The organism is Streptomyces sp. Ag109_O5-1 (assembly GCF_003814875.1).
Taxonomy (GTDB): domain Bacteria; phylum Actinomycetota; class Actinomycetes; order Streptomycetales; family Streptomycetaceae; genus Streptomyces; species Streptomyces sasae.
The window spans coordinates 5380434-5406863 of record NZ_RKQF01000001.1; the positions used below are offsets into that span (position 1 = coordinate 5380434).

23 protein-coding genes are annotated in these 26430 nt (G+C 71.5%); 12 read left to right on the top strand and 11 right to left on the bottom strand.

Going from position 1 to position 26430, the window contains the following annotated elements:
* Positions 1-20: 20 nt before the first annotated feature.
* Positions 21-515: a MarR family winged helix-turn-helix transcriptional regulator gene (locus tag EDD90_RS24115; RefSeq protein WP_123975140.1), complete on the bottom strand. Its 495-nt coding sequence runs from the start codon at positions 513-515 to the stop codon at positions 21-23.
* A gap of 144 nt (positions 516-659) precedes the next feature.
* On the opposite strand from EDD90_RS24115, the gene EDD90_RS24120 reads away from it, so the two are divergent.
* Positions 660-1079, top strand: coding sequence for a molybdopterin-binding protein (locus EDD90_RS24120; protein WP_123975141.1), 420 nt, complete (start codon positions 660-662; stop codon positions 1077-1079).
* 17 nt (positions 1080-1096) lie between these two features.
* Here the strand turns inward: EDD90_RS24120 and EDD90_RS24125 are convergent, their stop codons facing one another.
* Entirely contained in the window at positions 1097-2092 is a 996-nt protein-coding gene (locus EDD90_RS24125; RefSeq protein ID WP_123981560.1) for a cytochrome c oxidase assembly protein, read from the bottom strand.
* 302 nt (positions 2093-2394) lie between these two features.
* On the opposite strand from EDD90_RS24125, the gene EDD90_RS24130 reads away from it, so the two are divergent.
* From EDD90_RS24130 to pstB, 8 genes are all read left to right on the top strand, one after another.
* Positions 2395-3057 carry a hypothetical protein gene (locus EDD90_RS24130; RefSeq protein ID WP_260328019.1) on the top strand — a complete coding sequence of 221 codons (663 nt, stop codon included), beginning with the start codon at positions 2395-2397 and terminating at the stop codon, positions 3055-3057.
* 233 nt (positions 3058-3290) lie between these two features.
* On the top strand, positions 3291-4265 hold the full coding sequence (pstC, locus tag EDD90_RS24135) for a phosphate ABC transporter permease subunit PstC (protein ID WP_260328020.1): 975 nt from the start codon (positions 3291-3293) through the stop codon (positions 4263-4265).
* Between the two features lie 2 nt (positions 4266-4267).
* Positions 4268-5611: a phosphate ABC transporter permease PstA gene (gene pstA, locus EDD90_RS24140; RefSeq protein WP_123975144.1), complete on the top strand. Its 1344-nt coding sequence runs from the start codon at positions 4268-4270 to the stop codon at positions 5609-5611.
* Positions 5611-7293: a substrate-binding domain-containing protein gene (locus tag EDD90_RS24145; RefSeq protein WP_123975145.1), complete on the top strand. Its 1683-nt coding sequence runs from the start codon at positions 5611-5613 to the stop codon at positions 7291-7293. The genes pstA and EDD90_RS24145 overlap by 1 nt, the downstream gene beginning before the upstream one ends.
* Positions 7290-9905: a hypothetical protein gene (locus tag EDD90_RS24150; RefSeq protein WP_123975146.1), complete on the top strand. Its 2616-nt coding sequence runs from the start codon at positions 7290-7292 to the stop codon at positions 9903-9905. The genes EDD90_RS24145 and EDD90_RS24150 overlap by 4 nt, the downstream gene beginning before the upstream one ends.
* 177 nt (positions 9906-10082) lie before the next feature.
* Positions 10083-12074 (top strand): Ig-like domain repeat protein, encoded by a 1992-nt coding sequence (locus EDD90_RS24155; RefSeq protein ID WP_123975147.1) that lies wholly within the window; start codon positions 10083-10085, stop codon positions 12072-12074.
* Between the two features lie 77 nt (positions 12075-12151).
* Positions 12152-13066, top strand: a complete 915-nt coding sequence (locus EDD90_RS24160; RefSeq protein WP_123975148.1) for a sortase — start codon at positions 12152-12154, stop codon at positions 13064-13066.
* 32 nt (positions 13067-13098) lie between these two features.
* Positions 13099-13920: a phosphate ABC transporter ATP-binding protein PstB gene (gene pstB, locus EDD90_RS24165; RefSeq protein WP_123981562.1), complete on the top strand. Its 822-nt coding sequence runs from the start codon at positions 13099-13101 to the stop codon at positions 13918-13920.
* A gap of 15 nt (positions 13921-13935) precedes the next feature.
* Here pstB and EDD90_RS24170 read toward each other — a convergent pair whose 3' ends face one another.
* Entirely contained in the window at positions 13936-14766 is an 831-nt protein-coding gene (locus tag EDD90_RS24170) for a M55 family metallopeptidase (protein ID WP_123975149.1), read from the bottom strand.
* Positions 14767-14844: 78 nt separating this feature from the next.
* On the opposite strand from EDD90_RS24170, the gene EDD90_RS24175 reads away from it, so the two are divergent.
* Both EDD90_RS24175 and EDD90_RS24180 read left to right on the top strand, forming a co-directional pair.
* Positions 14845-15108 carry a hypothetical protein gene (locus EDD90_RS24175; RefSeq protein WP_123975150.1) on the top strand — a complete coding sequence of 88 codons (264 nt, stop codon included), beginning with the start codon at positions 14845-14847 and terminating at the stop codon, positions 15106-15108.
* A gap of 168 nt (positions 15109-15276) precedes the next feature.
* Positions 15277-17088 (top strand): phosphatidylglycerol lysyltransferase domain-containing protein, encoded by a 1812-nt coding sequence (locus EDD90_RS24180; protein ID WP_123975151.1) that lies wholly within the window; start codon positions 15277-15279, stop codon positions 17086-17088.
* Positions 17089-17176: 88 nt separating this feature from the next.
* Here EDD90_RS24180 and EDD90_RS24185 read toward each other — a convergent pair whose 3' ends face one another.
* The 7 genes from EDD90_RS24185 to EDD90_RS24210 form a co-directional block, all read right to left on the bottom strand.
* Positions 17177-18442 carry an ArgE/DapE family deacylase gene (locus EDD90_RS24185; protein WP_123975152.1) on the bottom strand — a complete coding sequence of 422 codons (1266 nt, stop codon included), beginning with the start codon at positions 18440-18442 and terminating at the stop codon, positions 17177-17179.
* 35 nt (positions 18443-18477) lie between these two features.
* On the bottom strand, positions 18478-18663 hold the full coding sequence (locus tag EDD90_RS57530; protein WP_260328022.1) for a GNAT family N-acetyltransferase: 186 nt from the start codon (positions 18661-18663) through the stop codon (positions 18478-18480).
* The gene (locus tag EDD90_RS57535; protein ID WP_260328023.1) at positions 18660-18896 is read right to left on the bottom strand and encodes a hypothetical protein; all 237 of its coding nucleotides are present in this window, start codon (positions 18894-18896) and stop codon (positions 18660-18662) included. The genes EDD90_RS57530 and EDD90_RS57535 overlap by 4 nt, the downstream gene beginning before the upstream one ends.
* On the bottom strand, positions 18893-20314 hold the full coding sequence (locus tag EDD90_RS24195; RefSeq protein WP_123981564.1) for a HAMP domain-containing sensor histidine kinase: 1422 nt from the start codon (positions 20312-20314) through the stop codon (positions 18893-18895). Before EDD90_RS24195 ends, EDD90_RS57535 begins: the two co-directional genes overlap by 4 nt.
* A 36-nt stretch (positions 20315-20350) precedes the next feature.
* The gene (locus EDD90_RS24200; RefSeq protein ID WP_123975154.1) at positions 20351-21094 is read right to left on the bottom strand and encodes a response regulator transcription factor; all 744 of its coding nucleotides are present in this window, start codon (positions 21092-21094) and stop codon (positions 20351-20353) included.
* A 198-nt stretch (positions 21095-21292) separates the two neighbouring features.
* Entirely contained in the window at positions 21293-21886 is a 594-nt protein-coding gene (locus EDD90_RS24205; RefSeq protein WP_123975155.1) for an FMN reductase, read from the bottom strand.
* Complete coding sequence (locus EDD90_RS24210; protein WP_123975156.1) at positions 21883-22989, bottom strand: LLM class flavin-dependent oxidoreductase; 1107 nt, start codon at positions 22987-22989, stop codon at positions 21883-21885. The genes EDD90_RS24205 and EDD90_RS24210 overlap by 4 nt, the downstream gene beginning before the upstream one ends.
* Positions 22990-23279: 290 nt before the next feature.
* On the opposite strand from EDD90_RS24210, the gene EDD90_RS24215 reads away from it, so the two are divergent.
* Positions 23280-24293: a thaumatin family protein gene (locus tag EDD90_RS24215; protein WP_123975157.1), complete on the top strand. Its 1014-nt coding sequence runs from the start codon at positions 23280-23282 to the stop codon at positions 24291-24293.
* A gap of 44 nt (positions 24294-24337) precedes the next feature.
* On the opposite strand, the gene EDD90_RS24220 is transcribed toward EDD90_RS24215, so the two are convergent.
* Positions 24338-26230, bottom strand: a complete 1893-nt coding sequence (locus tag EDD90_RS24220; protein WP_123975158.1) for a sigma-70 family RNA polymerase sigma factor — start codon at positions 26228-26230, stop codon at positions 24338-24340.
* Between the last annotated feature and the right edge of the window lie 200 nt (positions 26231-26430).

Consider the following 26430-nt stretch of genomic DNA (forward strand, 5'->3'; position numbering starts at 1 on the left):
CACCACATTCCCCTCCGGGCTCAGGGCAGCCGGGGCAGCACATCCCTTGCCGCATGGCTCAGGATCCGCAGATCCTCGGCGAACCGGTCACGGTCCTCCGGCGGCAGCGGCGCCAGGAAGAGGCGGCGGATGTTCTCCACATGCACACGGGTGGCGGCGACGGCGGTCTCCGCACCCTTGGGCGTCAGCCGTACGAGCCGTCCGCGCCGGTCGCCGGGGTCCTCGGTCCGCTCGACCAGCCCAGCCACCTCCATCCGGTCCACCAGGCGCGTCACACCCCCCGTGGTCAGCACCTGCTCCTGCGCGACGGCCCGCATCGACAGCCCCGGCTCACCGGCACGCCCCAGGATGAGCAGCACCTCGTACATGAGGTGGCTGATCCCGCACTCCTGTTCCAGGGACCGCCCGACGAGGTACTCCAGCCGGTTCGCGGCCCCCTGCAGCCGCCCGAAGGCCAGCACCAGCGGGTTGTTCGCGGCCTCCTGCGGTGTCGAGATCTCCGCCTGCTCGTCCACGGCCCCGGGACCCCTCTCGTCGTACCCGCACCCCATGCCGTCCGATCATCCCCGAGCGGGACCCGACCGGCTAACGTATGGAGTCACAGTCGTTGCAAAACAGGGCAATTCACCCTGTCCGCTCCTCCCGTGAGGCGGCCCGTCATGAGCCTGAGCATCCGCAACCAGATCCCCGGCACCGTCACCGCCGTCACCCCGGGCGAGGTGATGGCGACCGTGAAGGTGCGCCTGGACGGCGGGCAGGACCTCACGGCCGCGATCACCCTGGAGGCGGTCGAGGACCTGGGGCTCACCGCGGGCTCGGCCGTACGCGCGATGGTGAAGTCCACGGAGGTCGCGCTCGCCACCGGCCGGGTGGCGGGCGTCTCCATCCGCAACCAGCTGCCCGGCACGGTCAGCGAGGTGGCCACCGGCGGAGCGATGGCCACGGTCAAGATCGCGGTCGATGGCGGCGAACTGACGGCGGCGATCACCAAGGACGCGGCCACCGACCTCGGCCTGACCGCGGGTTCACCGGTCGTGGCACTGATCAAGTCGACGGAGGTCTCGCTGGCGACGGCCTGACCGGGAGCCGACGCCCCCTACTCGCCGTGCTGCCGGCGGATCCGCGCCGCCACCTCGTTCTCCTCCGTCTCCCACCAGGGGCGGACACGGTCGGCGGAGGCGGTGGTGGAGGCCGGGGCGGAGGCAGTGGGGGCGGAAACAGCAGGAGCAGGAACCGTGGCGGCCTGCTGGTCCAGGTGGCGGTCCAGGGCCGCCGTCTGGATCCGTTCCGCCCGCGCCCACTGGTACAGGATCGTCAGCAGGAACGGCAGGGCGATCAGCTCGGCGATGCTCAGCATCGCGCCGCCGCCGATCTGCTGGTCCTGCCGGACGTCGGGGGACCAGGACGGGTGGTGGTGCAGATACCAGGCGCCGGCGATCAGCGTGCCGTGCGTCATCACGACCACACCCGGGACCGCGTCGATCACGCCGTCCAGGAAAACCAGGCCCGCCCGGACCGGGTGGGTGCACCAGGCCGGCAGGGTCTCCTCACGCGTCAGCACCGGTACGACGAACAGCGAGCCCGCCGCCAGCAGGTGCAGGTACATCAGCTCGTGCAGCCAGCCCACCCGCAGCGCGGTGGCGAAGTACGGGGTGAAGTAGATCGTCAGCTCGGTGGCCAGCACCAGCGCCGTGCTCACCAGGGGGAAGGTCAGCAGGCGGATCAGGCGGCCGGTCATCGTCCGGCGGAGCCGCGCCGCCGCGGGCTCCGGCAGCGCCTCCACCGCGAGCCGGAGCGGGTCGCCCAGGGCGAGACCGAGGGGGGCCACCAGGTCGAGCAGGATGTTCTGTACGGCCGCGGGCCAGAAGAGGACATGGTCGTAGACGGCGAGGGCTGACATCGTCGCCACGACCAGCGTGCCCAGGCCGAGCAGCATGAAGGCGGCGGTGCGCAGCGGTGACCAGGGCTCGCCCCTGCGGCGCAGGCGCAGCACCCCCCAGCCGTACAGCCCGCCCAGGGCCACGACCAGCAGCAGCGCCGGCACGTCCGGCTGCCACGACGTCAGCAGCCGACCCGTGGTCAGCTCGGCCATCCGGCTCACGGCTCGCCCTCCTTCGGTCCGGGACGAATCGGTCAGGTCACGTCCACTGCGCGACGCTATACCTGCCCCGCCCCGGCCTCGCACCGGGGTCGCGTGGACAACCGCCGGGATCGTCGGCACGTCCACCGGATGGGGGAACACCCTGATCACCGCGGAGGCCACCGGAGCTGCTGCGTCACAGTTCTGTGCCGAGCCAAGGTGATCTTTGTTCACTTTCGTCGACCCGTACTTAAAGTGATCAACTCACAGAGGTCGTCTTCATCACGGGGGAACGAATGAGGGAACGATCCGGCATGCCCTGGCGCATACCGGCGCGGCCCGGCGCCGCACTGCTCGCCGCCGTCGGGATCGTCGCCGGGGTACTGGTCGGCGCACCCGGACTGGAGTCGGTGCCGGGGTGCGGGGCGTCGGGGGACGCCTATCCGTCACAGACCGCAGAGGACTGGGTGTCGTACGCCGATCACGTCGTCGTCGCCAGTCCGACGGGGGAGCGGGAGACCAACCGGCGCACCTACAAGAAGGGTTCGGTCGCGTACGCGATGGACCGGCTGGTGAGCTTCCGTACCGACAGCCGGCTGTGGTCGCGTACCGCACCCCGGCACGCCCTCGACGTCAACTTCGACATGGTCGCCCCCGGCTGGCAGGTCTACCGGTCCAGCGGCACCCGTGTCGCACAGATGGCCACCGACGCGCCACGCCTTGAGGTCGGCCACACCTATCTGCTCGCCCTGCGGTGGCAGGAGAGCGGGTGGGTGGTCCTCGGCGAGGGCGGGGCCGTGCCGTTCGACGACCACACCGGCGACCAGGGCGAGTGGTGCGGGCGCGTGCTGAGCAAGGAGGACGTCGCCGAGGGCGAGCGCTTCTCCCGGCACGACGACCACAGTCTGGAAAAGGCGGTACTGGGCCAGGACGAGCAGGCCGTCAAGCGCACCCTGGAACGCGCGAGCGGCAAGTAAGTTCGCCCCTTCGGACCCTCCAGTACACAGGCGCCCACATCTCCCCCACTGAAATGGCATGAGCAGTTCACCTGTTCTCCACATTTGAAGCTCTGGAGCGCAAGGAACCGGCCATTGACTCTCCGGCGCGGCACCCCGATTCGGAGCCGTGCAGGGGAGAAACGCTTCCGTATAGGGGGGGCACAGTGGTGTCCGCGCTCGAGGGTTCCGCCGGGGCGGAATCCGAAAGACCCGTGCCCAGGCGGCTGTCGACCGCCCGGGGGCTCGGGGACCGGATCTTCCGGTACCAGTTGACCGCCACCGGCGGCATCGTCCTCGCCATCATGGCCGCCGTAGGGCTGTTCCTGCTGCTCCGGGCCGGGCAGGCGCTGCGGACCCGGGGCGTCTGGGCCTTCCTCACCACCGCCGAATGGCAGCCGGACGTCCACCGGTTCGGCATCGCGGCCGTGCTCACCGGCACGCTGCTCATCGCCGCCGTGGCCGTCACGATCAGCGTGCCGCTGGCCGTCGGCACCGCGCTGTTCATCTCGGACGTGGCACCGCGGGGACTGCGCCGCACGCTCGTCACCATGGTCGACCTGATGGCCGCCGTGCCGTCCGTGGTCTACGGCCTGTGGGGGCTGTTCTTCCTCCAGGAGCACGTCATCGGGTTGTCCCGGTGGCTGTCGGACTGGTTCGGTTGGATCCCCTTCCTGCACGTCGACGGCACCCAGCCGGGCGAACCGCTCGCCTCCCAGAGCGTCTACACCGCCTCCACCTTCGTCGCGGGCATCGTCGTCGCGCTGATGGTCGCGCCGATCCAGTGCTCGGTGATGCGGGAGGTGTTCGCCCAGGCACCGGCCGGTGAACGCGAGGGCGCCTACGCGCTCGGCGCCACCCGCTGGGGCATGATCCGCGCGGTCGTCCTGCCGTACGGCATGGGCGGGATCATCGGCGGCACCATGCTGGGCCTCGGCCGGGCGCTCGGCGAGACCATCGCGGTCTACCTGATCATCTCGCCCGTCTTCACCATCCAGCCGCACATCCTGCAGACCGGCTCGAACTCCGTCTCCTCCCTGATCGCCCTGCACTACGGCGATGCCTCCACGTTCGGCATGTCGGCGCTGATGGCCGCGGGCCTCGCGCTGTTCCTGCTCACCCTGGCGGTCAACTTCACCGCCTCCTCGATCGTGGCCCGGTCACGGTCCGGCGCACAGAGCGAGGCGTGACGATGACCGTCGTAGACCTTGAGAAGGACGTTCCGCAGGACGTCCCCCAGGACGCTCCGGCGCCCGCCGCCGAGGCCGAGACCCCGGATGTGCCCCGCCGGATCGGCGGGCTCACCCGCTCGGGCGTGCTGTCCCTGTTCGGCGCCGCCGCCTCCGGCCTCTGCACGGCCATCCTGCTCTTCGGTGAACTCGCCCCGTTCTCGGGCACATTGGGGTTCTTCGTCACCGCCTACCTTTCATTCCTAGGTATCTACGCGGTGTTGACAGGCCTTGAGCAGGACGGACAGGCCGTACGGGACCGGGTGATGACCGTCGTCCTGTGGACCGCGGGCGGGCTGATGTTCTGCGCGCTCGCGATGGTCGTCGGCTTCACCCTGTGGCGCGGCCGCGAGGCCCTGCCGCACGGCAACTTCTTCGCCCAGGACATGCAGGCGGCGGGCCCCCTCGACCCGCTGACCAACGGCGGCATCGAGCACGCCATGCTCGGCACGCTCATCATGATCACCATCGCGCTGGCGATCACGGTCCCGCTGGGCCTGGCCTGCGCGGTGTACCTCAACCAGATCCCCGGCCGCTTCTCCCGGTTCGTCCGCACGATCGTCGAGGCGATGACCGCGCTGCCGTCGATCGTGGCCGGCCTGATGGTGTACGCCGTCTGGATCCTCGGCCTCGGCATGCAGAAGTCGGGTCTGGCGGCGGGCTTCGCGATCAGCGTGATGATGCTGCCGATCGTGATCCGCGCGTCGGACGTGGTGCTGCGCCTCGTACCCGGCACGCTCACCGAGGCGTCCGAGGCGCTGGGCGCCCCGCGCTGGCGCACGGTGTGGCACGTGGTCCTCCCCACCGCCCGCTCCGGTCTCGCGACCGCCGTCATCCTCGGCACCGCGCGCGGCATCGGCGAGACCTCTCCGGTCCTGCTCACCGCGGGCTTCACGGCGGCGCTGAACGCCGACCCGACGAGCGGCCCGATGATCTCCCTCCCGCTGGCCGTCTTCAACTTCGTCAAGTCACCCGAACCGACGATGATCGCCCGCGGCTTCGGCGCGGCGGCGGTCCTGATGGCCCTGGTCCTGGTCCTCTTCGCGATCGCCCGCGTGATCGGCGGCCGCGGCCCCGGCCACCAGAACAAGCGCCAGGCGAAGAGGGCGGCACGCGCTTCGCGCAGGGACGCGCAGAGGTTCGCCGAACTTCACACGCCGGGCCTCCAGCTCTTCGAGACCGGTTCTCCTGCGAGCAACGACGAGACCAACCCCCCTAGGGGCGCGGGGAACTGCGCGCCCAGCCACGACGAGCCCGCACCCACCGACGGCGAACAGCCCCCGTCCTCCACAGGAGACGTGCACTGATGTCCAGCCCTGTCATCAACGCCCTCAGACGGCTGGGCATCCTGGCCGTGCTGCTCAGCATCCTCAGCCCCCTCACCGTCCTCGGCATCGCACAGAGCGCGTCCGCGGACAGCTACACCCCCATCGCCGGCGCCGGCTCCACCTGGGCCGAGAACGCCGTCGACGAATGGCGCCGCGCCGTCAACCAGTACGGCATGCGCATCAGCTACGCCGGCAACGGTTCCTCCGACGGCCGCCGCCAGTTCCTCTCCGGCACCGTCGACTTCGCCGTCTCCGACATCCCGTTCCAGACGAACCCCACCGACGGCAGCGCGGCCGAGCGCCCCGCGTCCGGCTCCTACGCCTATATGCCGATCGTGGCCGGCGGCACGGTCTTCATGTACCACCTCACCGTCAACGGCAAGCGGGTCACCAACCTGCGCCTCTCCGGCGACGTGGTCACCAAGATCTTCACCGGGGCCGTCAAGACCTGGGACGACCCGGTGATCAAGGCCGACAACCCCGGAATCCAGCTGCCGCACCGCACCATCGTCCCGGTGGTCCGCTCCGACGGCTCCGGCTCCACCGCCCAGTTCACGATGTGGATGGCGAACCAGCACAAGGCGCTGTGGAACGCGTACTGCGCGAAGGTCGGCCGGTCGGGCGCGTGCGGGCAGACGTCGTACTACCCGACCGTCTCCGGCATGATCGCCCAGTCCGGTGACCTCGGTGTCGCCGGTTACATCGCCCAGAGCTACGGCGAGGGCGCGATCGGGTACGTCAACTACTCGTACGCGCTCAACGCGCACTACCCGGTCGCCAAGGTCCTGAACCACGCGGGCTACTACACCGAGCCCACCCCGCAGAACGTGGCGGTCTCGCTGCTCAAGGCGAAGATCAACACCAACAAGAGCTCGTCCGACTACCTCACCCAGCAGCTCGACGACGTCTACAACGACACCGACCGGCGCAACTACCCGCTGTCCAGCTACTCGTACATGATCCTGCCGCTGAAGGTGCAGGGCACCTTCACCGCGGCCAAGGGCAAGACGCTCGGCGCGTTCTCGTACTACTTCATGTGCCAGGGCCAGCAGCAGGCGCCGAAGCTGGGCTACTCGCCGCTCCCGATCAACCTGGTGCAGGCCGGCTTCGACCAGATCCGCCGGATCCCGGGTGTGCAGACGCAGAACATCAACATCAAGAACTGCAACAACCCGACCTTCACCGCGAGCGGCCAGAACAAGCTGGCGCAGACCGCGCCCTACCCGGCCGCCTGCGACAAGAAGGGCGCCGCACCCTGCACCAGCGGCAGCGGCGGCGCCACGACGGGTTCGGGCAGCGGCAGCGGCGGCTCCGGCACCGGCGGCACCTCGGGCGGCACCGGCGGCACGGACGCCTCGACCGGCGGTACCGGCGGCTCCGGCGGCAGCGCCCAGCCCTCCGTCGACCCCGACACCGGCCAGACCATCAGCCCCGGCGGCGGCACCGGCACGAGCGCCGGCGGCACCGGTACGGCAGCCGACAACACCGTCGCCCTCGCCCAGCCCGTCGCCGTGGCCACCGCGCACGGCTGGAGCGGCACCCAGACGCTGATGCTGCTGGCCGCGCTCCTGGTGTTCGGCCTGCTCCTGCTGCCGTCGGCGGTCTCCCGCCTGGTCGGCAGCAAGAGCGACGACCGCTCGAACGACGGGAGTTCGCGATGAGACGGGCCCGGATCCGCAACGCGCTGATACGCCTCCTCGCCGGCGCCACGGTCGGCGCCCTCGCCGGACTCGCGGTCGCCCAGACCGCGCCGACCGCCACCGCGGCCACCGGCGACGACTCCGCCGTGACCGTCTCCGGGCGCGGTGAGTTCAAGGACATGAAGTTCACGGTCAGCCAGACCAAGAACCTCACCAGCCAGGCCGTCACGGTGAGCTGGAGCGGCGGTACCCCGACCACCTTCGCGGGCACGCAGTTCAACACGGACTTCGTGCAGATCATGCAGTGCTGGGGGGACGACGACGGCACGGTCCCCTCCAACCCGGGCCCGGCGCGCACCCAGTGCCAGTACGGTGCCTCCCCGACCACCAGCCGCACCAGCTGGCCGGGCAACAGCCTGGACGACACCCGGCAGGTCTTCTACAACGCCGACCCGACCAACTACGGCCAGGACAACCGGTACGGCGCCGCCAACCCGAACGCCGGCGGCGAGGTCCCCTTCAAGTCGGTCGACGGCACCACGATCACCACGAACACCCAGAACAACCGGTTCTACAGCTACAACACCACCAACGAGATCGACTTCGGCCGCACCGGCGCCGACGGCTCCGGCAAGGAGTTCTTCGAGGTCCAGACCGCCAACGAGGCGCCCCACCTCGGCTGCGGCACCCCCGTCACCACGGACGGCGTGACCAAGCCCCGCTCCTGCTGGCTGGTGATCGTCCCGCAGGGCCATCTCGACCTGGACGGCAAGCCGTACGCGGACAAGAGCCAGGTCAACGCGGGCTCCCCGGTCTCCTCCACCAACTGGAGGAACCGGATCGCGGTCAAGCTGGACTTCAACAGCGTCGGCAACAACTGCGCCCTCGGCGCCGACGAACGCCCGACCACCGGCAGCGAGCTGGCGGCGGACGCGATGACCAGCTGGCAGGCCCAGCTCTGCTCGGTCGGCAAGGTGTTCGGCTACACCGAGCTCGGTGAGCCGGACACCCGGTCCCGGCTGATCGCGGACGGCACCTCCGGTCTCGCGTTCACCACCCGGAAGCTGGGCGCCGACACGGGCACGACAGCGCCCTCGGGTACGACGACGTACGCGCCGGTCGCACTCTCCGGAGCCGTCATCGGCTTCACGATCGAGCGCAGATCCGCGTCCGGGCCACCGGAATCCGTCGAGAAACTCGACGGCACCAAGATCGAGTCCATCAAGCTGAACGCCCGCCTGGTCGCCAAGCTGCTCACCGAGTCGTACCGCAGCTCGACCTGGGGTTCGGTCCTCAACGGCACGGCCGCCAAGGGGTACGGCTGGGCGAAGAAGAACCCGGCCGGGCTCGCCTCGGACCCGGAGTTCCTGGCGCTGAACCCGGAGTTCGCGTACCTGTCGGTCGCCGAGACCCCGGCCACCGACACCGACCTGATGACCTCGCTCGGCCACTCCGACACCGCCCGCGCGATCTGGCAGTGGATCTACGCCGACAAGGACGCCCGTCAGTTCCTGGCCGGAGTCCCCGACGACGACGGCATGCGGGTCAACCCGTACTACAGCACCAACGCGGACCTGAACCCGATGGGCGTCGCCTTCGGCCCGTCGAACACCGACGAATACCCGAAGAGCGACCCCTGGTGCACGGTCCCGCCCGGCTCGGACGCACCGGCCACGAACAAGCAGTGCATGATCGACTTCCACCCCTATGTGGAGGACATGCACGCCGGCGCGCTGCACACCCGCCGCGCCGACACCCTGTGGAAGTCCACCTGGGACGCGCTGGCCACCCCGCCGGTGTACAAGAGCTCCGGTCCGCAGATCGTCGGTTCGCGCTTCGTCATCACGATCACGGACGCGGCCTCCGCCGCCCGCTACGGCCTCCAGACGGCCGAGCTGAAGAACTCCGCGGGCACGTACGTGGCCCCGACCGCGGCCGGCCTCACCGCGGCCGCCGCGACCGCCACCGGCTCCGGCGTCGCCGAGATCACCCCGGCGAACGCCACGGCGAAGGGCGCCTACCCGCTGGCCGAGCTGGTGTACGCGGCGGTCCGGCCCGGCGAGGTGACCAAGGCGGCCCGCCAGGACTACGCGGCCCTGCTGCGGTACGCCTCGGCCACCGGCCAGACCCCGGGCGCCGACCCGGGCCGCCTGCCCGAGGGCTACGCCCCGCTCTCCACGAAGCTGCGCGCCCAGACGGTCAAGGCGGCGAACGCGCTCCTCGACTACACCGGCCCGACCTCCGCGGGCGGCGGCAACGGTTCGGCCGACGGCGGCGGCACCTCCACGGGCGGCGGCGGTGCCCCGGGTACCACCGGGGACACCGGTGGCACGACGGGCGGCGCCGGTACGGGTGCCGGGGGCGGCGGCGCCAGTGCCGCGCCCAGCGCCAAGCCGTCGTTCGACGGCGGCAAGGCGCTGCAGACCACCGCGGCCGGCAACACCCCGGCCGACCCGGCGAATCCGCTCCGCTATGCGGTGCCGGTCGGTGCCGCGCTCGGGGCGGTTGCGGGGGCCGGGGCGCCCTTTGCCGGTGGCCGGCAGCTGTCGATTGCTTCCGTTACGACGGCCGTACGTCGTCTGCGGGCGCGTCGTGGCTGGTCGCGCCCACGCGGCGGAGCCGCAAATCGATAACGTCCCGCGCCCCTGAAGGGGCGCCACACCTAGGGGCGTACAAGCCCCCACCGGAGCCAAGTGCTCCCCCTCAGACGGCCGCCCGCCCCGAAAGGCAGTCGGGGCGGACGGCCCGTACCACCCTGCCAGATCCTCTGGCAACACCCCAGCTAGCAAGCTCTCGTCAGGAGACTCTCGATGCGCAGACTGCGCTCTCAGGCGGCGTTCGTCGCCGCTGCCGTGGTGGCCGGCGGCATCGCCCTCGCCAGCCCGGCGGTCGCCGACCCGGACGCCGGTGCCTTCCGCCAGCTGGTCGGCGTGGGTTCGGACACCACCCAGGACGTCCTCAACGCCCTGGCCGGTGACACCATCAACGGCACCAGCTACTCCGCCACCGCCGTGAAGTCGACGAACGGCGCGGGCATCGCGTCGTACGACGCGATCCAGCCCGGCACCGGCGCCACCGGTACGAAGATCACCACCCGCTCCGGTGGCACGACCTTCCTGCGCCCGAACGGCTCCGGCGCCGGCCGCACCGCCCTGAGCGAGTCGCTGACCGGCGACCTGGACTCCTCCGGTGCCTCGGTCAAGGGCCAGGTCGACTTCGCCCGCTCCTCCGGTGGTCCGTCCAACTCCGGCACCGCGCTCACCTACATCCCGATGGCGCGTGACGCGGTCGGCGTCGCGGTCAAGGGCTCGGCTCTCGACACCCTGACCGTGAGTCAGCTGCACGACATCTACACGGGCACGCTGACCCAGGTGAACGGCCAGACCGTGCACCCGAAGATCCCGCAGACCAGCTCCGGCACCCGCAAGTTCTTCCTGAACGCGATCGGCGTCACCAACGACACGCTCTCCGCGAACGTCGCGGTCGTCCAGGAGAACCAGGCCAACTCGGCCCTCACCGAGGACGGCGCGCTCGTCCCGTTCTCCGTCGGTTCCTGGATCGCCCAGATCAACGGCGTCTCCCCCGACTACAGCCAGACGGCGGCCGCCGCCGGCGGTCACCTGGCCTCCGTCCAGCTGCCGGGCGACACGGGCGCCACCAGCCCGGTCACCACGGTGAACGGCAAGGTGACCCCGGTCAACGCCTACTACGAGAACTCGACCTTCGGCCGTGACGTGTACAACGTCGTGCCGAGCCGGGCCATCGACCCGACCAGCATCTTCTTCGACAAGGACCTGTACGACGTCTTCGTCACCAGCGGCAGCCACACGGCGCAGCTGGCGTCGGACGCCGCCGAGTCGGTCATCGCCAAGTTCGGCTTCGTCAACGAGTCCTACAACGGCTCCGTCTCCGTCGCCAAGCACGCCAAGCTCGGCGGCCTGGAGGAGTCCAGCTCCTTCGACAGCTCGGTGCCGAACGCGCCCGCCCTGAAGACCACGGTCGGCGACGCGAGCCTCAACCTCAGCTGGACCCCGAACAGCGCCGTTCCGGCCATGCCGGTCACCGACTACCGGATCACGCTGACCGACGCGGACGGCGGCGTCGTCGCCACGAAGGACGTCGCGACCACCACCACGTCGGCCTCCTTCACCGGCCTGGCCACCGGCACCTACACCGCCCAGGTCACCGCCAACAACGTCAACGGCACGGGTGCGGCCGCGACCTGGACCGGCGCGGTCCAGTACAAGAGCACCACGACCGCCACGGCCGCCACCACCGCCTACGGCAAGGTCCCGAAGGTCGTCGTCTCCGTCGCCGGCTCGCACGGCGTCACGGCGTCCGGCAAGGTCACCGTCAAGGAGGGCGCCACCACGCTCGGCACCGGCACCCTGGACGCGTCCGGCAAGGTCACCATCGGCCTGTCGAACCACCTCAAGGTCGCCACGCACTCCCTGACGGTGTCCTACGGCGGCAGCACCAAGCTGAACTCGTCCTCGGCGACCGTCTCCCTGAAGATCACCAAGGCGACGGCGTCCGTGGCCTCCTCGGCGCCCACCTCGGTGAGCCACACCGCCAAGGCCAAGGTCACCGTCAAGGTCACCGCGTCCGGCACCACCCCGACCGGCACCGTCCGTATCTACGAGGGCTCCAAGGTCATCGCCACCGGCACCCTGAGCGGCGGCAAGGTCGTCGTCACCCTGCCGAAGCTGGCCAAGGGCAAGCACACCCTGCACGCCTTCTACGCGGGTTCCACGACCGTGAACTCGAAGACCGGCGCCAACTTCACCATCAAGTCCACCTGACCGGCTGACGGGCCCGCCGGGAGCCTCGTACGGCTCCCGGCGGCCCTCATCTACCTTCCCGAAGGAGGCGGGCCGCCGTGACCGTCGCCGTACCCACTCCGAAAGCTCTGGCTCCGGCCGTGCCGCGCAGGCCCGTCCGCAGCCTCACCTTCGTCCGCCACCTCTCGCGCGGCGGACTGCTCAGCCTCGCCGCCCTGCTGCTCGGCATCACCGTGCAGCTGCTGGTGGTCAGCGGCGCCCAGCAACACTCCGCGCAGCACGCCGACTTCGACCAGCTGCGCGAGCAACTCGCCCTCGGCACCGCCCCGGTGGCCCAGACCGACCAGGACGGCAAGCTGCTGGCCCCGGGCACGCCGGTCGCGCTCATCGACGTACCGAAGCTGGGCCTGAGCCAGGTCGTCCTGGAGGGCACCGACTCCTCCGTGCTGACGGACGGCCCCGGGCACCGCCGGGACACCCCGATGCCCGGCCAGGCCGGCACCAGCGTGCTGATGGGCCGCGCGGCGGCGTACGGCGGTCCGTTCGGCAAGCTCTCCCAGCTCGCCACCGGCGACACGTTCACCGTGGTCACCGGGCAGGGCAAGGCCAGGTTCCAGGTGATCGACGTACGACGGGCCGGGGACCCGGCGCCGACCGCGCTCGCCTCCGGCAAGAGCCGGATCGTCCTGATCACGGCGACGGGCCCGAAGTTCATGCCTTCCGGCATCCTGCGCGTGGACGCCGACATGGTCTCCGCGCCGTTCCAGACCCCGTCGGCCGTGATCCGGGCCGGCACGCTGCCGTCCTCCGAGGAGCCGCTGGCCCGCCCCTCCGGGGTGCCGTGGCCGCTGGTGATGTGGCTGCAGGCGCTGCTGCTCTGCGCCGTGGCCGCCGTCTGGACGTGGCACCGCTGGGGCCGCCACCAGACCTGGATCGTCTTCGCCCCGGTCGTCGCGGTGCTCGGCCTCCAGGTCGCGACGCGCACCACCGAACTGCTGCCGAACCTGCTGTGACCGAGGTGACTGAAATGACCGAGACAGTTGAGATGACCGACACCGTCGTACTGCCCGCCGCCACGGTGGACGGCCCCGCCCCCGCCACCCTCGAAGCCCGTGCCGTCTCCGCGTGGTTCGGCTCCCACCAGGTGCTCAGCCGGGTGTCGCTGACCATGCCCGCGGGCGAGGTGACCGCGCTGATCGGCCCGTCCGGCTGCGGCAAGTCGACGTTCCTGCGCACCCTGAACCGGATGCACGAGATGATCCCGTCGGCCCAGTTCGGCGGCGAGGTGCTGTTCGAGGGCGAGGACATCTACGACGCGTCCTGGCGGCTGACCGATGCCCGCCGCAGGATCGGCATGGTCTTCCAGAAGCCGAACCCGTTCCCGGCGATGTCGATCTACGACAACGTGGTGGCGGGCCTGAAGCTGACCGGCACCAAGGTGGGCCGCCGGGAGAAGGACGAGCTGGTCGAGGAGTCCCTGACCCGCGCGGGTCTGTGGAAGGAAGTCCGCGACCGGCTCCGGCAGCCCGGCGGCGCCCTCTCCGGCGGACAGCAGCAGCGTCTGTGCATCGCGCGGGCGCTGGCCGTCCGCCCCCGGGTGCTGCTCATGGACGAGCCGTGCTCGGCCCTGGACCCCACCTCCACCCGCCGTGTGGAGGAGACGATCCACGACCTGGCCGGCCAGGTGACGATCGTGATCGTCACCCACAACATGCAGCAGGCCCACCGTGTCTCGCAGCAGTGCGCGTTCTTCCTGGCCGAGCAGGGCACCCCGGGCGGCATCGTCGAGCACGGCGCCACCGAGGACGTCTTCAACTCCCCGCAGGACCAGCGGACTGCCGACTACGTGGCCGGCCGCTTCGGCTGAGCAGGCCGCGGGCCGTCAGCAGTACGGCGGCTGGTTGGTCAGCGAGGAGGCGACCCGCATCCAGACGCCGAACTGGCGGTAGAGGGCGGGGAGCGGCCCCCGGGCCTGGACGGTACGGCTGTCGATCGCCGTCACTCCGGGGATGCCGAGGAGCACGGCGGGGACCGAGGCGGACTGCCAGCGCACGGCGAGGGCCGACTCCCCCTCGGGCGCGGCGGGCCGCTTCGGCGCGGGCGAGAGCGCCCCGGTGACGGCCTCCTCGATCGCCCGGCGGGCCTCCTCGGCGGGACGCAGCTCCGCGGCGAACCGGTCCCGGGCGTACTTCACGGGGACGGTGGCGACCGATTCGTCCCACGCCGTCATCTCGGCGCACGCCGCGTCGTCACCCGTGAGGGCCACGACGGGGACGCCGAGCGCGGCGGCGGTGGCGTGCGCGAGCCCGATCTCGCCGGCGGCCCTGCCGTCCAGCCAGATGTCCTCGATCTCGTGGCCCATGAAGCTGTGGCTGAGGACGCCGAGGGCACCGGCCCGGGAGTGATAGCCGACGCAAATCGCCGCGTCGTACTCCGCCGTGAGGCCCTCCAGCATGAGCATCTTCTTCGGCTTGCCGCGCACCAGACGGGCGGCGGGGTGCAGGGCCTCGGGGAGCAGGTTCCGCATCGGCCCGTGGGCGTCGTTGACGAGCACCTCGGTGGCCCCGGCGGCCACCGCCCCGCGTATCGCCGCGTTCACGTCCTCGGCCATCATCGACCGGCCGCGCTCGTAGTCCCGCCCGCCGGGCTGTACGTCGTCCCTGTCGACGAGCCCGGTGATGCCTTCCATATCCACGCTGATGTAAATACGCACGTCCTGAGGCTATCCGGACCCTACGTATTGTAGGTTCCCCATCGGCCACGGCGGCTTCGTCAGCTCACGGGGGTACTCATGCAGGGCACGGACACACAGGAGGCGCGGCGCAGCCTCGCCCCCACGGTGGCGGTGCTGGTGGCGAGCCTGCTGGTCGCGGCGGTGGGCGTGTACGAGCTGTCCGGCTTCGGTCTCCAGGCCCTGGACCGGCGTCCGCACCTGTTCAGCGACGGGCTGGCCACGGGCGGGGTGATCGTCGCGGCGGTGCTGGCGGGCGCGGCGATCGGCAACCTGGCGTGGATGCTGGTGGCGCGTCGGCGGGCCGAGCGGGAGCGGTCGTAGGCCGAGCGCGAGCGTCCCGTAAGGAGCGCACTCTGTTTCACACCTTTTTCCGTACCGCAGCAGATCTCCCCCGCGTCTCCCACAGCTAACCTACAGGCCGTAGGGTCAGCCCTTCTGCCATCATCCCGTCTCCGTCCCCGTCCCCTGTCCCCAAGGTGACCGCTCACCATGCCCCCACAGCAGTCGACACAGCCGTCGACCCTGAATCCCCCGCGGGCCTCCGCCGCCCGCCGCGCCCCCGGCACCGACCGCGGCGGCGCACTGCGCAGACGAGCCGCCGACGCCACCGTCTGGTACCTGCGTGTGATCGCCGTACTGAACATAGCGGCAGTGCTGTCGCTCCCGTTCCGCCAAGAGGTCGACGAACACAACAACGGCCGTATCACCCTGCACCTCCACCGGCAGCACGCGCACCACTCCGGCCAGTTCTTCACGCCGTACCTGGCGACCGCGGGCCTGGTCTCGGCCGCCCTCGCGATCTTCTTCGTCCTGGTGATGCGGCGCCGCAAGCGCGCGGCCTGGGTGGTCAACATCGCGCTGTCCACCCCGCTCTTCGCGCTCTACGTCCTCGCGCTCACCCAGCACGAGTACCGCGCCCACGTCTTCAACTGGGTCTCGGCGGCCCTGACCGGCCTCTTCGTCGCCGCGCTGCTGATCAGCCGCCGGGAGTTCAACGCGGTCGGCGACCCGTCGAACCCGAAGCTGGCCGCGGCGGTGGGCGTGGGCGGTGTACTGGTCACGGGCGGCCTGGGCACCCTCCTGGTGCACGCCACGAACAAGCTCCCCGGCGCCACCCTCCCCGACGAGATCGCGTACACCCTCCTGCGGGGCGTCAGCGTCGGCCCGCTCGCCGACCACGTCACCGCGGTCCACGCCCCGCGCTGGACCGACATCATCATCAACATCCTGCTCGCGGCCGCCTTCTGCCTGGTCCTGTACGCCGGCTTCCGCTCCCCGCGCGGCCGCCGCCTGCTCAGCCCGGAGGACGAGACCCGGCTGCGCGAGCTGCTGGACAAGCACGGCGCCCGTGACTCCCTGGGCTACTTCGCCCTGCGCCGCGACAAGGCGGCGATCTTCTCCCCGACCGGCAAGGCCGCGGTCACCTACCGGGTCGTCGGCGGCGTCAGCCTCGCCTCGGGCGACCCGATCGGCGACCCCGAGGCCTGGCCCGGCGCGATCGACGCATGGCTGACGGAGGCGCAGCGCCACGCGTGGACCCCCGCCGTCATGGGCGCGAGCGAGGAGGCGGGCACGGTCTACGCCCGCCACGGCCTGGACGCCCTGGAACTGGGCGACGAGGCGATCGTCGACATCGCCGACTTCACCCTCGAAGGCCGTGCGATGCGGGTCGTCCGCCAGGCCCACAACCGGGTCCGACGGGCCGGCTACACGGTCCGCGTCCGCCGCCACGAGGACATCCCGGACGACGAGATGGCCAAGCTCATGGAGAAGGCCGACCACTGGCGCGACGGCGCCACCGAGCGCGGCTTCTCCATGGCGCTCGGCCGCCTCGGCGACCCGGCGGACGGCCGCTGCATGATGCTGGAGTGCCGGGACGCGGACGACACCCCCCGCGCCCTCCTCAGCTTCGTGCCCTGGGGCGAGCACGGCCTCTCCCTGGACCTGATGCGCCGCGACCGCGACTCCGAGAACGGCCTGATGGAGTTCATGGTCGTGGAACTCCTGCTCCAGGCGGCCGAGTTGAAGATCGACCGGGTCTCCCTGAACTTCGCGATGTTCCGCTCGGTCTTCGAACGCGGCTCCCGCCTCGGCGCCGGCCCGGTCCTGCGCCTGTGGCACTGGATCCTGACGTTCTTCTCCCGCTGGTGGCAGATCGAGTCCTTGTACCGCGCGAACGCGAAGTACCGCCCGGTGTGGGAGCCCCGCTACCTGCTCTTCGCAAGGAGCAGCGACATCCCGCGGATCGGCCTGGCGAGCGCCCGGGCGGAGGGATTCCTCACGGTTCCCTGGGGAGCGTGACGAGGGCCGGGGACTTCCAAGCCCCGGCCCCCCATCACCGTCTTCGTAGCCCCGCAACGGGGTTACCGGCCTTCGGAGTTGGCACCGCCTACTCGCCCCCCACCGTCCGCAGCACCGTCAGCACCAGCGTCCGGGCCACCGCCACCACCTCCGCCACCGACACCCGCTCCTGCGCGCTGTGCGCCACCCGGACGTCCCCCGGCCCGTACTGCAGCGTCGGGATCCCGGCCCCCGCGTACAGCCGCAGATCGCTGCCGTAGGGCGCCCCGCGCTCCCGGGGCCGGGACGACCAGCCGTTGGCGTCCGCGCACGCGTCCCGCACCAGGCCCCGCAGCGGATGGCCTTCCTGGAGCCGCCCGCTCGCGAACTGCCCGCCCGGCCAGGTCACCGTCGCCGGATGCTCCCGCAGCCACGGGTCGGCGGCGCACACCTCGGCCACGCACCGCTCCAGCTCGGCCCGCGCCCCGGCCGGTTCCTCGTCCAGCCGGACGCCCAGCCGTCCCTCGGCGGTCAGCAGGTCCGGCACGCTGCTGGCCCAGTCCCCGGCACGCAGGGTCCCGACCGAGAGGGCGTACGGGATCGGGTACTCGGCCATCAGGGGAGAGGGCGCGTGGTTGCGGGCCCTCTCCAGTTCCGCCAGCGCCCGGTGGATCGCCAGGTATCCGTCGATCGCGCTCACACCCGCGTCCCGGGAGCTGGCGTGTGCCGCCTTGCCCGGCACGGACAGCCGGAAGGTCAGCGCCCCCGCGTTCGCCGTGATCAGCGTCCCCGCCGTCGGCTCGGTGATCACACAGGCGTCGCCTGTGTACCCACGCCGCAGGGTCCCGAAGGCGCCGAGCCCGCCGTCCTCCTCCCCCACCACGAAGTGCACCGCCGCCCGCCCCCGCAGCCGCACCCCGGCCGCCCGGACCGCGGCCAGGGCGGCGAGGTGCGCCGCCAGCCCCGCCTTCATGTCACACGCCCCGCGCCCGTGCACGACGTCGCCGGTCACCCGCGGCACGAACGGATCGCCCTCCCAGGCAGCCCGGTCTCCCGGCGGAACCACGTCCACATGCCCCTGAAGGATCAGCGTCGGCCCGTCACCCTCACCGGTCCGCCCCACCAGTCCCCACGCCTCGTCCCGCGCCGCCTCCATCCCCGGGAACTCCGGGTCGGCCAGCAGGGCGGGCAGATCCATGGACCACAGGTCCACGTCGAGGCCCAGCCGCTCCAGCCGCCCGGCCAGCAGGTGCTGAAGCTCCGACTCCGCCGGGCTCCCGGTCACGCTCGGGACGGCCATCAGCTCCAGCAAGGTCCTGCCGACCGCCGCCTCGTCGACGCACGCGAGGGCCGCGGCCTCCTGATCGGTCAGCATGACGTCCTCCCCAAGGTCACCCGGTGCCCCGATCATCACCCGACCCCGGCCGCCCCGAACAGGCACCCGCGCATTCCGACCCGCTCGTACACCGCGATCGCGGCCGGGTTGTCGGCGTCCACCATCAGCGCGGCCCGGCCGTGGTCCCGTACCAGCGCGTCCACGACGAACCGGGGGCCGGCCGCGGCCGGCCCCCGACCGCGGGCCTCGGGCCGGGTCACGACCCCGGCCGGAAAGCCACATCCGTCCACCGACCAGGCATCGGCGGCCACGGCGAGAAGAGGGCCGCAGTCATCGTGGACACGTCCCGTACGAGGGGCAGGGCGTCCGCCGCCTCCCCCGCCACCGCGATCCGGTCCCGGCCGGAGCGGGCAGGGGCGGCCACGGCGGTCGCGGTGCCGTGCCGGAAGACGCGGGCGCGGGGCCGGCCGGCGGCCCAGAGCACGTGGTTCACGTGCGCGGGAACCCGCCTCCCACGATCCCGCCGCCCACCGTGAAGCCGATCACCGAGCCGCCGCCCTCCCGCCGGAAGGCGAAGGGGGTGCCGCCGTGGGCCATGGCGACCTCGCGGACGATGGAGAGGCCGAGGCCGGAGCCGGGGAGGGACCGGGCGTCGGCGGCGCGGTAGAAGCGGTCGAAGATACGGATCAGGTCGCCGTCGGCGATACCGGGACCGCGGTCCAGGACCTCGACGCGGACCGTGCCCGGCCGGGCGGGGCCGGTGACGCTGATCTCGATGGGCGCCTTGCCGCCCCGGTCGAACTTGGCGGCGTTCTCGACGAGGTTGGAGATGGCCCGCTGCAGCATCCCGGGGCGGCCGTCGGTGCTCGTGTCGCCGCTGTAGCGGACCCTGATCTCACGCCCGGTACGGCGGCGGGCCAGCCCCGCCACGTCCTCCGCGATGTCGGCCAGGTCCACCTGCTGCGGGGGCTCCGTGTCGGACTGCCCGGCCGCGAGGTCGACCAGTTCGTTGACCAGGTCGGTCAGCTCGCGTGCCTCCTGGCCGAGGTCGGCGACGAGGTCGTCCCGGGTGGCGGGCGGCAGCTCGTCGATACGGCGCAGGAGGGAGATGTTCGTACGGAGGGAGGTCAGCGGGGTGCGGAGTTCGTGCCCGGCGTCCTGGACGAGCCGCCGCTGGTCCTCCTCCGACTGGGCGAGGCGGCCGAGCATACGGTCGAAGGCGCGGCCCAGCCGGCCCACCTCGTCGAGCCCGGTGACCGGGACCTCGATGCCCAGCTGCCGGGTGCGGGCCACGTCCTCCGCGGCCGAGGTGAGGATCACCAGCCGCCGGGTGATCCGGCGGGCCAGCCACCAGCCGAACAGTCCGGCGGCGACCACGACCGCCGCCATCAGCGCCAGGGTGCGCTGCTGGAGCGCCTTCAGCAGGTCCTCGGTGTCGCTGAACTCCTGCGCCACCTGCACCGCGCCCCGCCCGTCGCCGAGCGCGACCGTGGCGATCCGGAACAGGTCGTCGCCGACCCGGACGTCCTTGTGCTGGACCGTCCTCCCGGCGTGCCTGGCCATGGCGGCCGCCCGGTCCGCGACGGTGACGGGCAGCACCGGGTCGCCGTGGTCGACGATCTCGCCCTGCGCGCCGAGCACCTGGACGTCGGTACGGGCCGGGCGGACCAGATCGTGTCCGGGCCGGGAGGAGGAGAAGTCGTCCGGCACCATCTTGTGCGTCTTCACCTCGTCCTGGACGTCGGAGACGACCTGGGTGAACACCGACTGCTGGTCGACGCGGACCAGGCGGGCGGCGGCGTTGTAGGACAGGATGCCGACGACGATCGTGACGGCGGCGGTGACCGCCGCGAAGGAGACGACGAAGGTGGTGCGCAGGGAGACGAGTTTGGGCCGGCGCTGCACCAACATCCGCCTGAGCCGCTCCAGCCGCCCGAGGCGGCCCACTCAGTCCTCCCGCAGCACGTAACCCACGCCACGGACGGTGTGGATCAGCTGCGGCGCGCCCGGCTCGTCGAGCTTGCGCCGCAGGTAGCCGACGTAGACGGCGAGGTTCTTGGAGCCGGGTCCGAAGTCGTAGCCCCAGATCCGGTCGTAGATGGTGGAGTGGTCGAGGACGATCCCCGCGTTCCGGGCGAGCAGTTCCAGCAGCTCGAACTCGGTACGGGTCAGCTCCAGCTCGCGCCGGCCGCGCCAGGCCCGGCGGGCCTGGAGGTCCATGCGCAGTCCGGCGGCCTCCACCTGGCGGTCGGAGACCTGCGGTTCCCGGCCGGGGTCGGTGGCCAAGGAGCCGCCGCCGCCGCTGCCGCCGCCGGTGGTCACCGGGGAGGTACGGCGCAGCAGCGCGCGGAGCCGGGCGAAGACCTCTTCGACGTCGAAGGGCTTCACGACGTAGTCGTCGGCGCCGGCGTCCAGCCCGGCGATCCGGTCGGCGGTCTCGACGAGCGCGGTCAGCATCAGGATGGGGGTGCGGTCGCCTTCCGCGCGCAGGACACGGCAGACCTGGAGGCCGTCGATCCCGGGCATCATCACGTCGAGGACGAGGACGTCGGGCTTGTCGCGGTGGGCATGCGCCAAGGCTTCCACGCCGTCCGCGACCGCCGTCACCTCATAACCCTCCAGGGTGAGGGCACGCTCAAGGGCGTGGCGGATGGCGCGGTCGTCTTCGGCGAGCAGCACAGTCTGGGGCACGGACCCAGTCTGCCAAGGCCTCCGGCGGTTCCGCCGTGGTGAGCGGGCCTACGATCACCCTTTTTACCTGCCTCTCACCGTCACAGAGGCAACCGGGCGGTCGAATTTCGGCTGCCGCCCGGCGGGGGCCGGGCGCACAGTTCCTCCCCCAGCCTTCGGCCGGGGGTACCCCCAGCGCCCCTTACGGGGCGCTACAGCTCAGTTCGCTGCCAGCCTCGCCAGCTGCTCCGCGAACGGGATCACCTGCAGGTCGTCGTCGGACTTCCGGGGCTTGGCCACCGACAGGCCCGACATCAGCGTCGCCAGTTCCCCAGCCGCCCGCTCGATGCGGTCCTCCAGGCCCTCCGCACCCCAGTCCTCCGACGCCGCGTACACGCCCGTCGGTACGACCACCGCCCGCAGGTACGCGAACATCGGCCGCAGCGCGTGCTCCAGCACCAGCGAGTGCCGGGCCGTACCGCCGGTCGCCGCGATCAGCACCGGCTTTCCGACCAGCGCCTCCTTGTCGAGCACGTCGAAGAACGACTTGAACAGCCCGCTGTACGACGCCGTGAACACCGGGGTCACGGCGATCAGGCCGTCCGCCTCCGTCACCGCCTCCAGGGCGGCCGCCAGCTTCCGCCCGGGGAACCCGTTGGTGAAGTTGTGCGCGATCTCGACGGCGAGGTCGCGCAGCTCCACGACCTCGACCTGCACCTCGGTCTCCCGCCCCACCGCGGCGGCCAGCCGGTCCGCCAGCAGCCGCGTGGACGACGGCACGCTCAGCCCCGCCGACACGACGACGAGCTTCATGCCTGGACCTCCTTCGTCTCCGTCTTCTCAGCAGCGGCGGCGGCCAGCAGCGACGCGTGCGTGGGCGCCTCGGGAACGTCCGCCGGACGGCCGTTCGCGAACTCCTTGCGCAGCACCGGTACGACCTCCTCGCCCAGCATGTCGAGCTGCTCCAGGACTGTCTTCAGCGGCAGCCCCGCGTGGTCGACGAGGAACAGCTGACGCTGGTAGTCACCGGCGTACTCGCGGAAGGCCAGCGTCTTCTCGATGACCTGCTCGGGCGTGCCGACGGTCAGCGGGGTCTGGTCGGTGAAGTCCTCCAGGGAGGGCCCATGGCCGTAGACCGGCGCGTTGTCGAAGTACGGCCGGAACTCGCGCACCGCGTCCTGCGAGTTCTTCCGCATGAACACCTGGCCGCCGAGGCCGACGATCGCCTGCTCGGGCGTGCCGTGCCCGTAGTGGGCGTACCGGGCCCGGTACAGCTCGACCATCCGCTTGGTGTGGTCGGCGGGCCAGAAGATGTTGTTGTGGAAGAAGCCGTCGCCGTAGTAGGCGGCCTGCTCGGCGATCTCGGGCGAGCGGATGGAGCCGTGCCAGACGAACGGCGCTATCCCGTCCAGCGGGCGCGGGGTGGAGGTGAAGCCCTGCAGCGGGCTGCGGAACTTGCCCTCCCAGTTCACGACGTCCTCGCGCCACAGCCGGTGCAGCAGGGCGTAGTTCTCGATGGCGAGGTTGATGCCCTGCCGGATGTCCTGCCCGAACCAGGGGTAGACCGGGCCGGTGTTGCCGCGGCCCATCATCAGGTCCACCCGGCCGTCGGCCAGGTGCTGGAGCATCGCGAAGTCCTCGGCGATCTTCACCGGGTCGTTGGTGGTGATCAGGGTGGTGGAGGTGGAGAGCACGAGCCGCTCCGTCTGCGCGGCGATGTAGCCGAGCATGGTGGTCGGCGACGACGGCACGAACGGCGGGTTGTGGTGCTCGCCGGTCGCGAACACGTCCAGCCCGACCTCCTCGGCCTTGAGCGCGATCGCCACCATCGCCTTGATGCGCTCCCGCTCGGACGGCGTCCGCCCCGTGGTGGGGTCCGGCGTGACATCGCCGACCGTGAAGATCCCGAACTGCATGCTCGCTCACCCTCCAGGTTGTTTACGATTCAACTATACCCACAGAACGAGACCCCGCCGCCACCTATTCCCCTCGGGGGGCACAGGAGAACGCCCTCGCTGAAGCGCCCCGTCAGGGGCGCTGGGGGTACCCCCGGCCGAAGACTGGGGGAGGAACTGCGCGACCAGCCCCCACCGGCCCGCGGCCGAAGCACGGCCACCACGCCCCCCGTTTCCGTTATCCCGCACCAACCGTCCAGGTCTCCCCTACGACAGCCCACCCCCGTGGGAACGGACAGGAGCCCCGTGACATGCACCACCGCCGCAACCGCCGCCGCTCCGGCCTCGCCGCCACCGCCGCCGTACTCCTCACGTGCCTCGCCCTGGTGACCGGCGTGGTACTGGCCCGTATGCAGTCGGGCCCGGCGCCGAAACAGCACACCGTCGCCGCCGTGCCGGCTGCCACCCCTGATACGACGGCCACCACCGCCATGCCTCTCGCCGGCGCCTCCCCCAAGAGGTCACCGTCCCCTTCTGCATCCCCGCGCGTCACGAAGTCGGCTCCCGCCAAAACCTCCGCCACCTCCACCACGAAGCAGCCGGCAGCCGCCACCGGCCCCGTCGGCAAACGCACCATCACCCTGGTCAACCGCCTCCACGAGACCATCTGGCCGGCCATCGCCGCCGACCCCAAACACCCCGTGGCGGCCACGGGTTGGGTGCTCAGGCCCGGGCAGAGCCTGAGCTTCGCCATCCCCGACCACTGGGACGTCCGCCTCTGGGCCCGCACCGGCTGCTCCTTCGACGCCGCCGGCAACGGCACCTGCCTGAGCGGCGGCTGCGGGAAATTCCAGTGCGGCTCGACCTGGGGCGAATTCCCCTCCACCCTCGCCGAGTTCAACCTGAACGCCTGGAACGGCATGGACTTCTACGACGCCAGCCAGGTCGAGGGCTACAACCTGCCGATGTGGGTCAACAGTTACGGCGGCACGTCCAAGGACAAGATCGACGCCAACGGCTGCACCGCGGCGGGCTGCGTCAAGGACACCATCGCGACCTGCCCGAAGAAGCTGCAGCGCACCCGGGACGGCCGTGTCGTCGCCTGCCTGAGCGCCTGCCTGGTCTTCAACACGGACCAGACCTGCTGCACCGGCGCCTACGCCGCCCGCCCCCAGTGCGTGCCGTCCTCCTGGCCCATCGACTCCGCCACGGTGTTCAAGGCGGCCGACCCCAACGCCTACTCCTACGTCAACGACGACGCGACCAGCGTGTTCACCTGCTCCGGAGAGTGCGGCTACCGCGTCACCTGGGGCGTCAGCCCATGACCCGGAGGGGGCCGGTGCCGACGACCGCACCGGCCCCTCTCCCGTCAACGCGCCGCCTGGAACGCCCGGCCCGCCGCCGTGGCCGTCGTACCGTTCGTGAACAGCCCGCTGCTCGGCTTCGACGCATCCGCGCCGAGCCCGAACCACGAGTACCGATGGACGTAGGACAGACCGTCCAGCATCTTCGTGGACGCCGTGACGAACGCCGCCTGCTGCTGCGCCGAGGGGAAACGGGTCCCCTGCGAGAAGTCGATCAGCGCGTACTCGGTCAGCCAGATCGGCTTGTGGTAGCGCACATACACCGACGCCAGATACTCCCTCAGCTGCTCCACGGCCTGCGGGGTGCGGAAGTCCCCGCCGTACCAGTGCAGCGTGATGAAGTCGACCCGGTACCCCTTCCCCGAGGCCCCGGACATGAACCGGTCCAGCCAGCCGCCCGGAGTAGCCGCCCCCGTCGCCACCGCCGGACTGCCCAGCACCTTGCCCGCCGCCATCAACTTGGGCCACAGCCCCAGCGCCTGCTCCACGGTCATGTTCGACTGCTGCGCCATGTCGGGCTCGTTGAACCCCAGGAGATACGGCCCCGCCGCACGCGCCTGCGCCAGCGACGCGTCGGTCACGGACGACGCACCCCAGATCATCGGCACGAAGGAGGACGACCCCGGAGTCGTCACTCCCTGGTGCTGGGTGTTCCAGGTGTAGTACCAGCTCGCCCCGCTCTCGGCGAGCGCCTGGCTCACCCCGCCGAACGTCCACACCCCGACCCCCTTCTTCGCACCCGAGGCGACCTGCACGGGCGCCGCGGTGTGCTTCGAGGGAGTGGGCTTCGCCGACGCCTTCGGGGAAGGGGACTCACTGGGGCCCGGACTCGGACTCGCACTGGGACTCGGGGCGGCGGCGGACGAGGTGACGGCCACCGGAGTCGGCGGCGGGTCCGTCGCCGCGGCCGGGGCGGTCGGACCCGCCGTCATCCGGGCGGCGACCAACGCGGCCACCGCGACGACCGCGACCGCCGCCGACCCCCCGACGACGATCTGCTTGCGCGCCACCCGACGGGCCACCCGACGGGCCGTACGCCCGTGCCGCCCACGCGGCCCACGCGGCCCACCGCCGGACCCGGAACCCTCCGCGGCCAGCGCGACCACCCGCGCCGGATCGAGACTGACCGGCACGGCCAGCAGCGGCAGACCGCTCAGCAGCCGGTCCATCGGCAGCAGCCCGCGCTCCAGGCCCGCGCACACCCCACAGCCGCGTATATGACGGCCGAACCGCTTGCGCCACAGCGGACTCGGCATGCCGTCCCACGGCAGGGCGATCCCGTCCAGCTCCGCACAGCGCGGCTCGGCCCCCAGGCCCCGCACCACACACCGCGAGACCTCCATCTGCTTCTTCATCCGCTGCACCCGCACCGCGGCATGCCGGTCGGACAGCCCCAGCGCCCCGGCCAGCTCGGCACGCTCCAGCTCGCCCGTCTCCTCCAGCCACCACAGGGACAGCAGCTCCTGGTCGTCCGGATCGAGCCAGCGCGTCGCCTCGGCGACCTCCCGGCGCTGCTCCGTCAGCCCCAGCCGCAGAATGGTCAGCCCGGCGAAGTCGAGGGCCGGGTCGGTGATCGTCTCCGCGTCGTCCAGGTGGGCCCTGCGGTCCCGGTCCGTGGCCCGCGACTGCTCCCGGTTCCGGACCTGCCGGATCGTGATCGCCACCAGCCACGACCGGAACGCCGACGGATCCCGCAGCTTCGGCAGCCCCCGCACCATGCGCAACAGCGTCTCCTGTACGACGTCGTCGACATCGGCGTGACCGTTCAGGGCCCGGCCGACGATGTTGTAGACCAGCGGCAGGCACTGGTCCACCAGGCGCTCCAGAGCCGGTCTGTCGCCGGCGCGCGCCGCCGTCACCACGCCAGGGTCGGGCCCCCTCCGTCGGTTCTCGATCATGTGGCTCTGTTCCTCCGCGCAGGGGTCCGGCCATTGAGGTCCGGCTGTCGGAACGGAGACCCCCCGGCACACACGGGGACAACAGAAAAACGGGCGGGTCGACGTCGCTACGTGTCCGGCTACGCAATTTATGTTGTACGGCCCCCGCCACCGAGGTCACCGAAGGGCAGGCACACCGCCGGCACAGCCCGAGGAAGGCA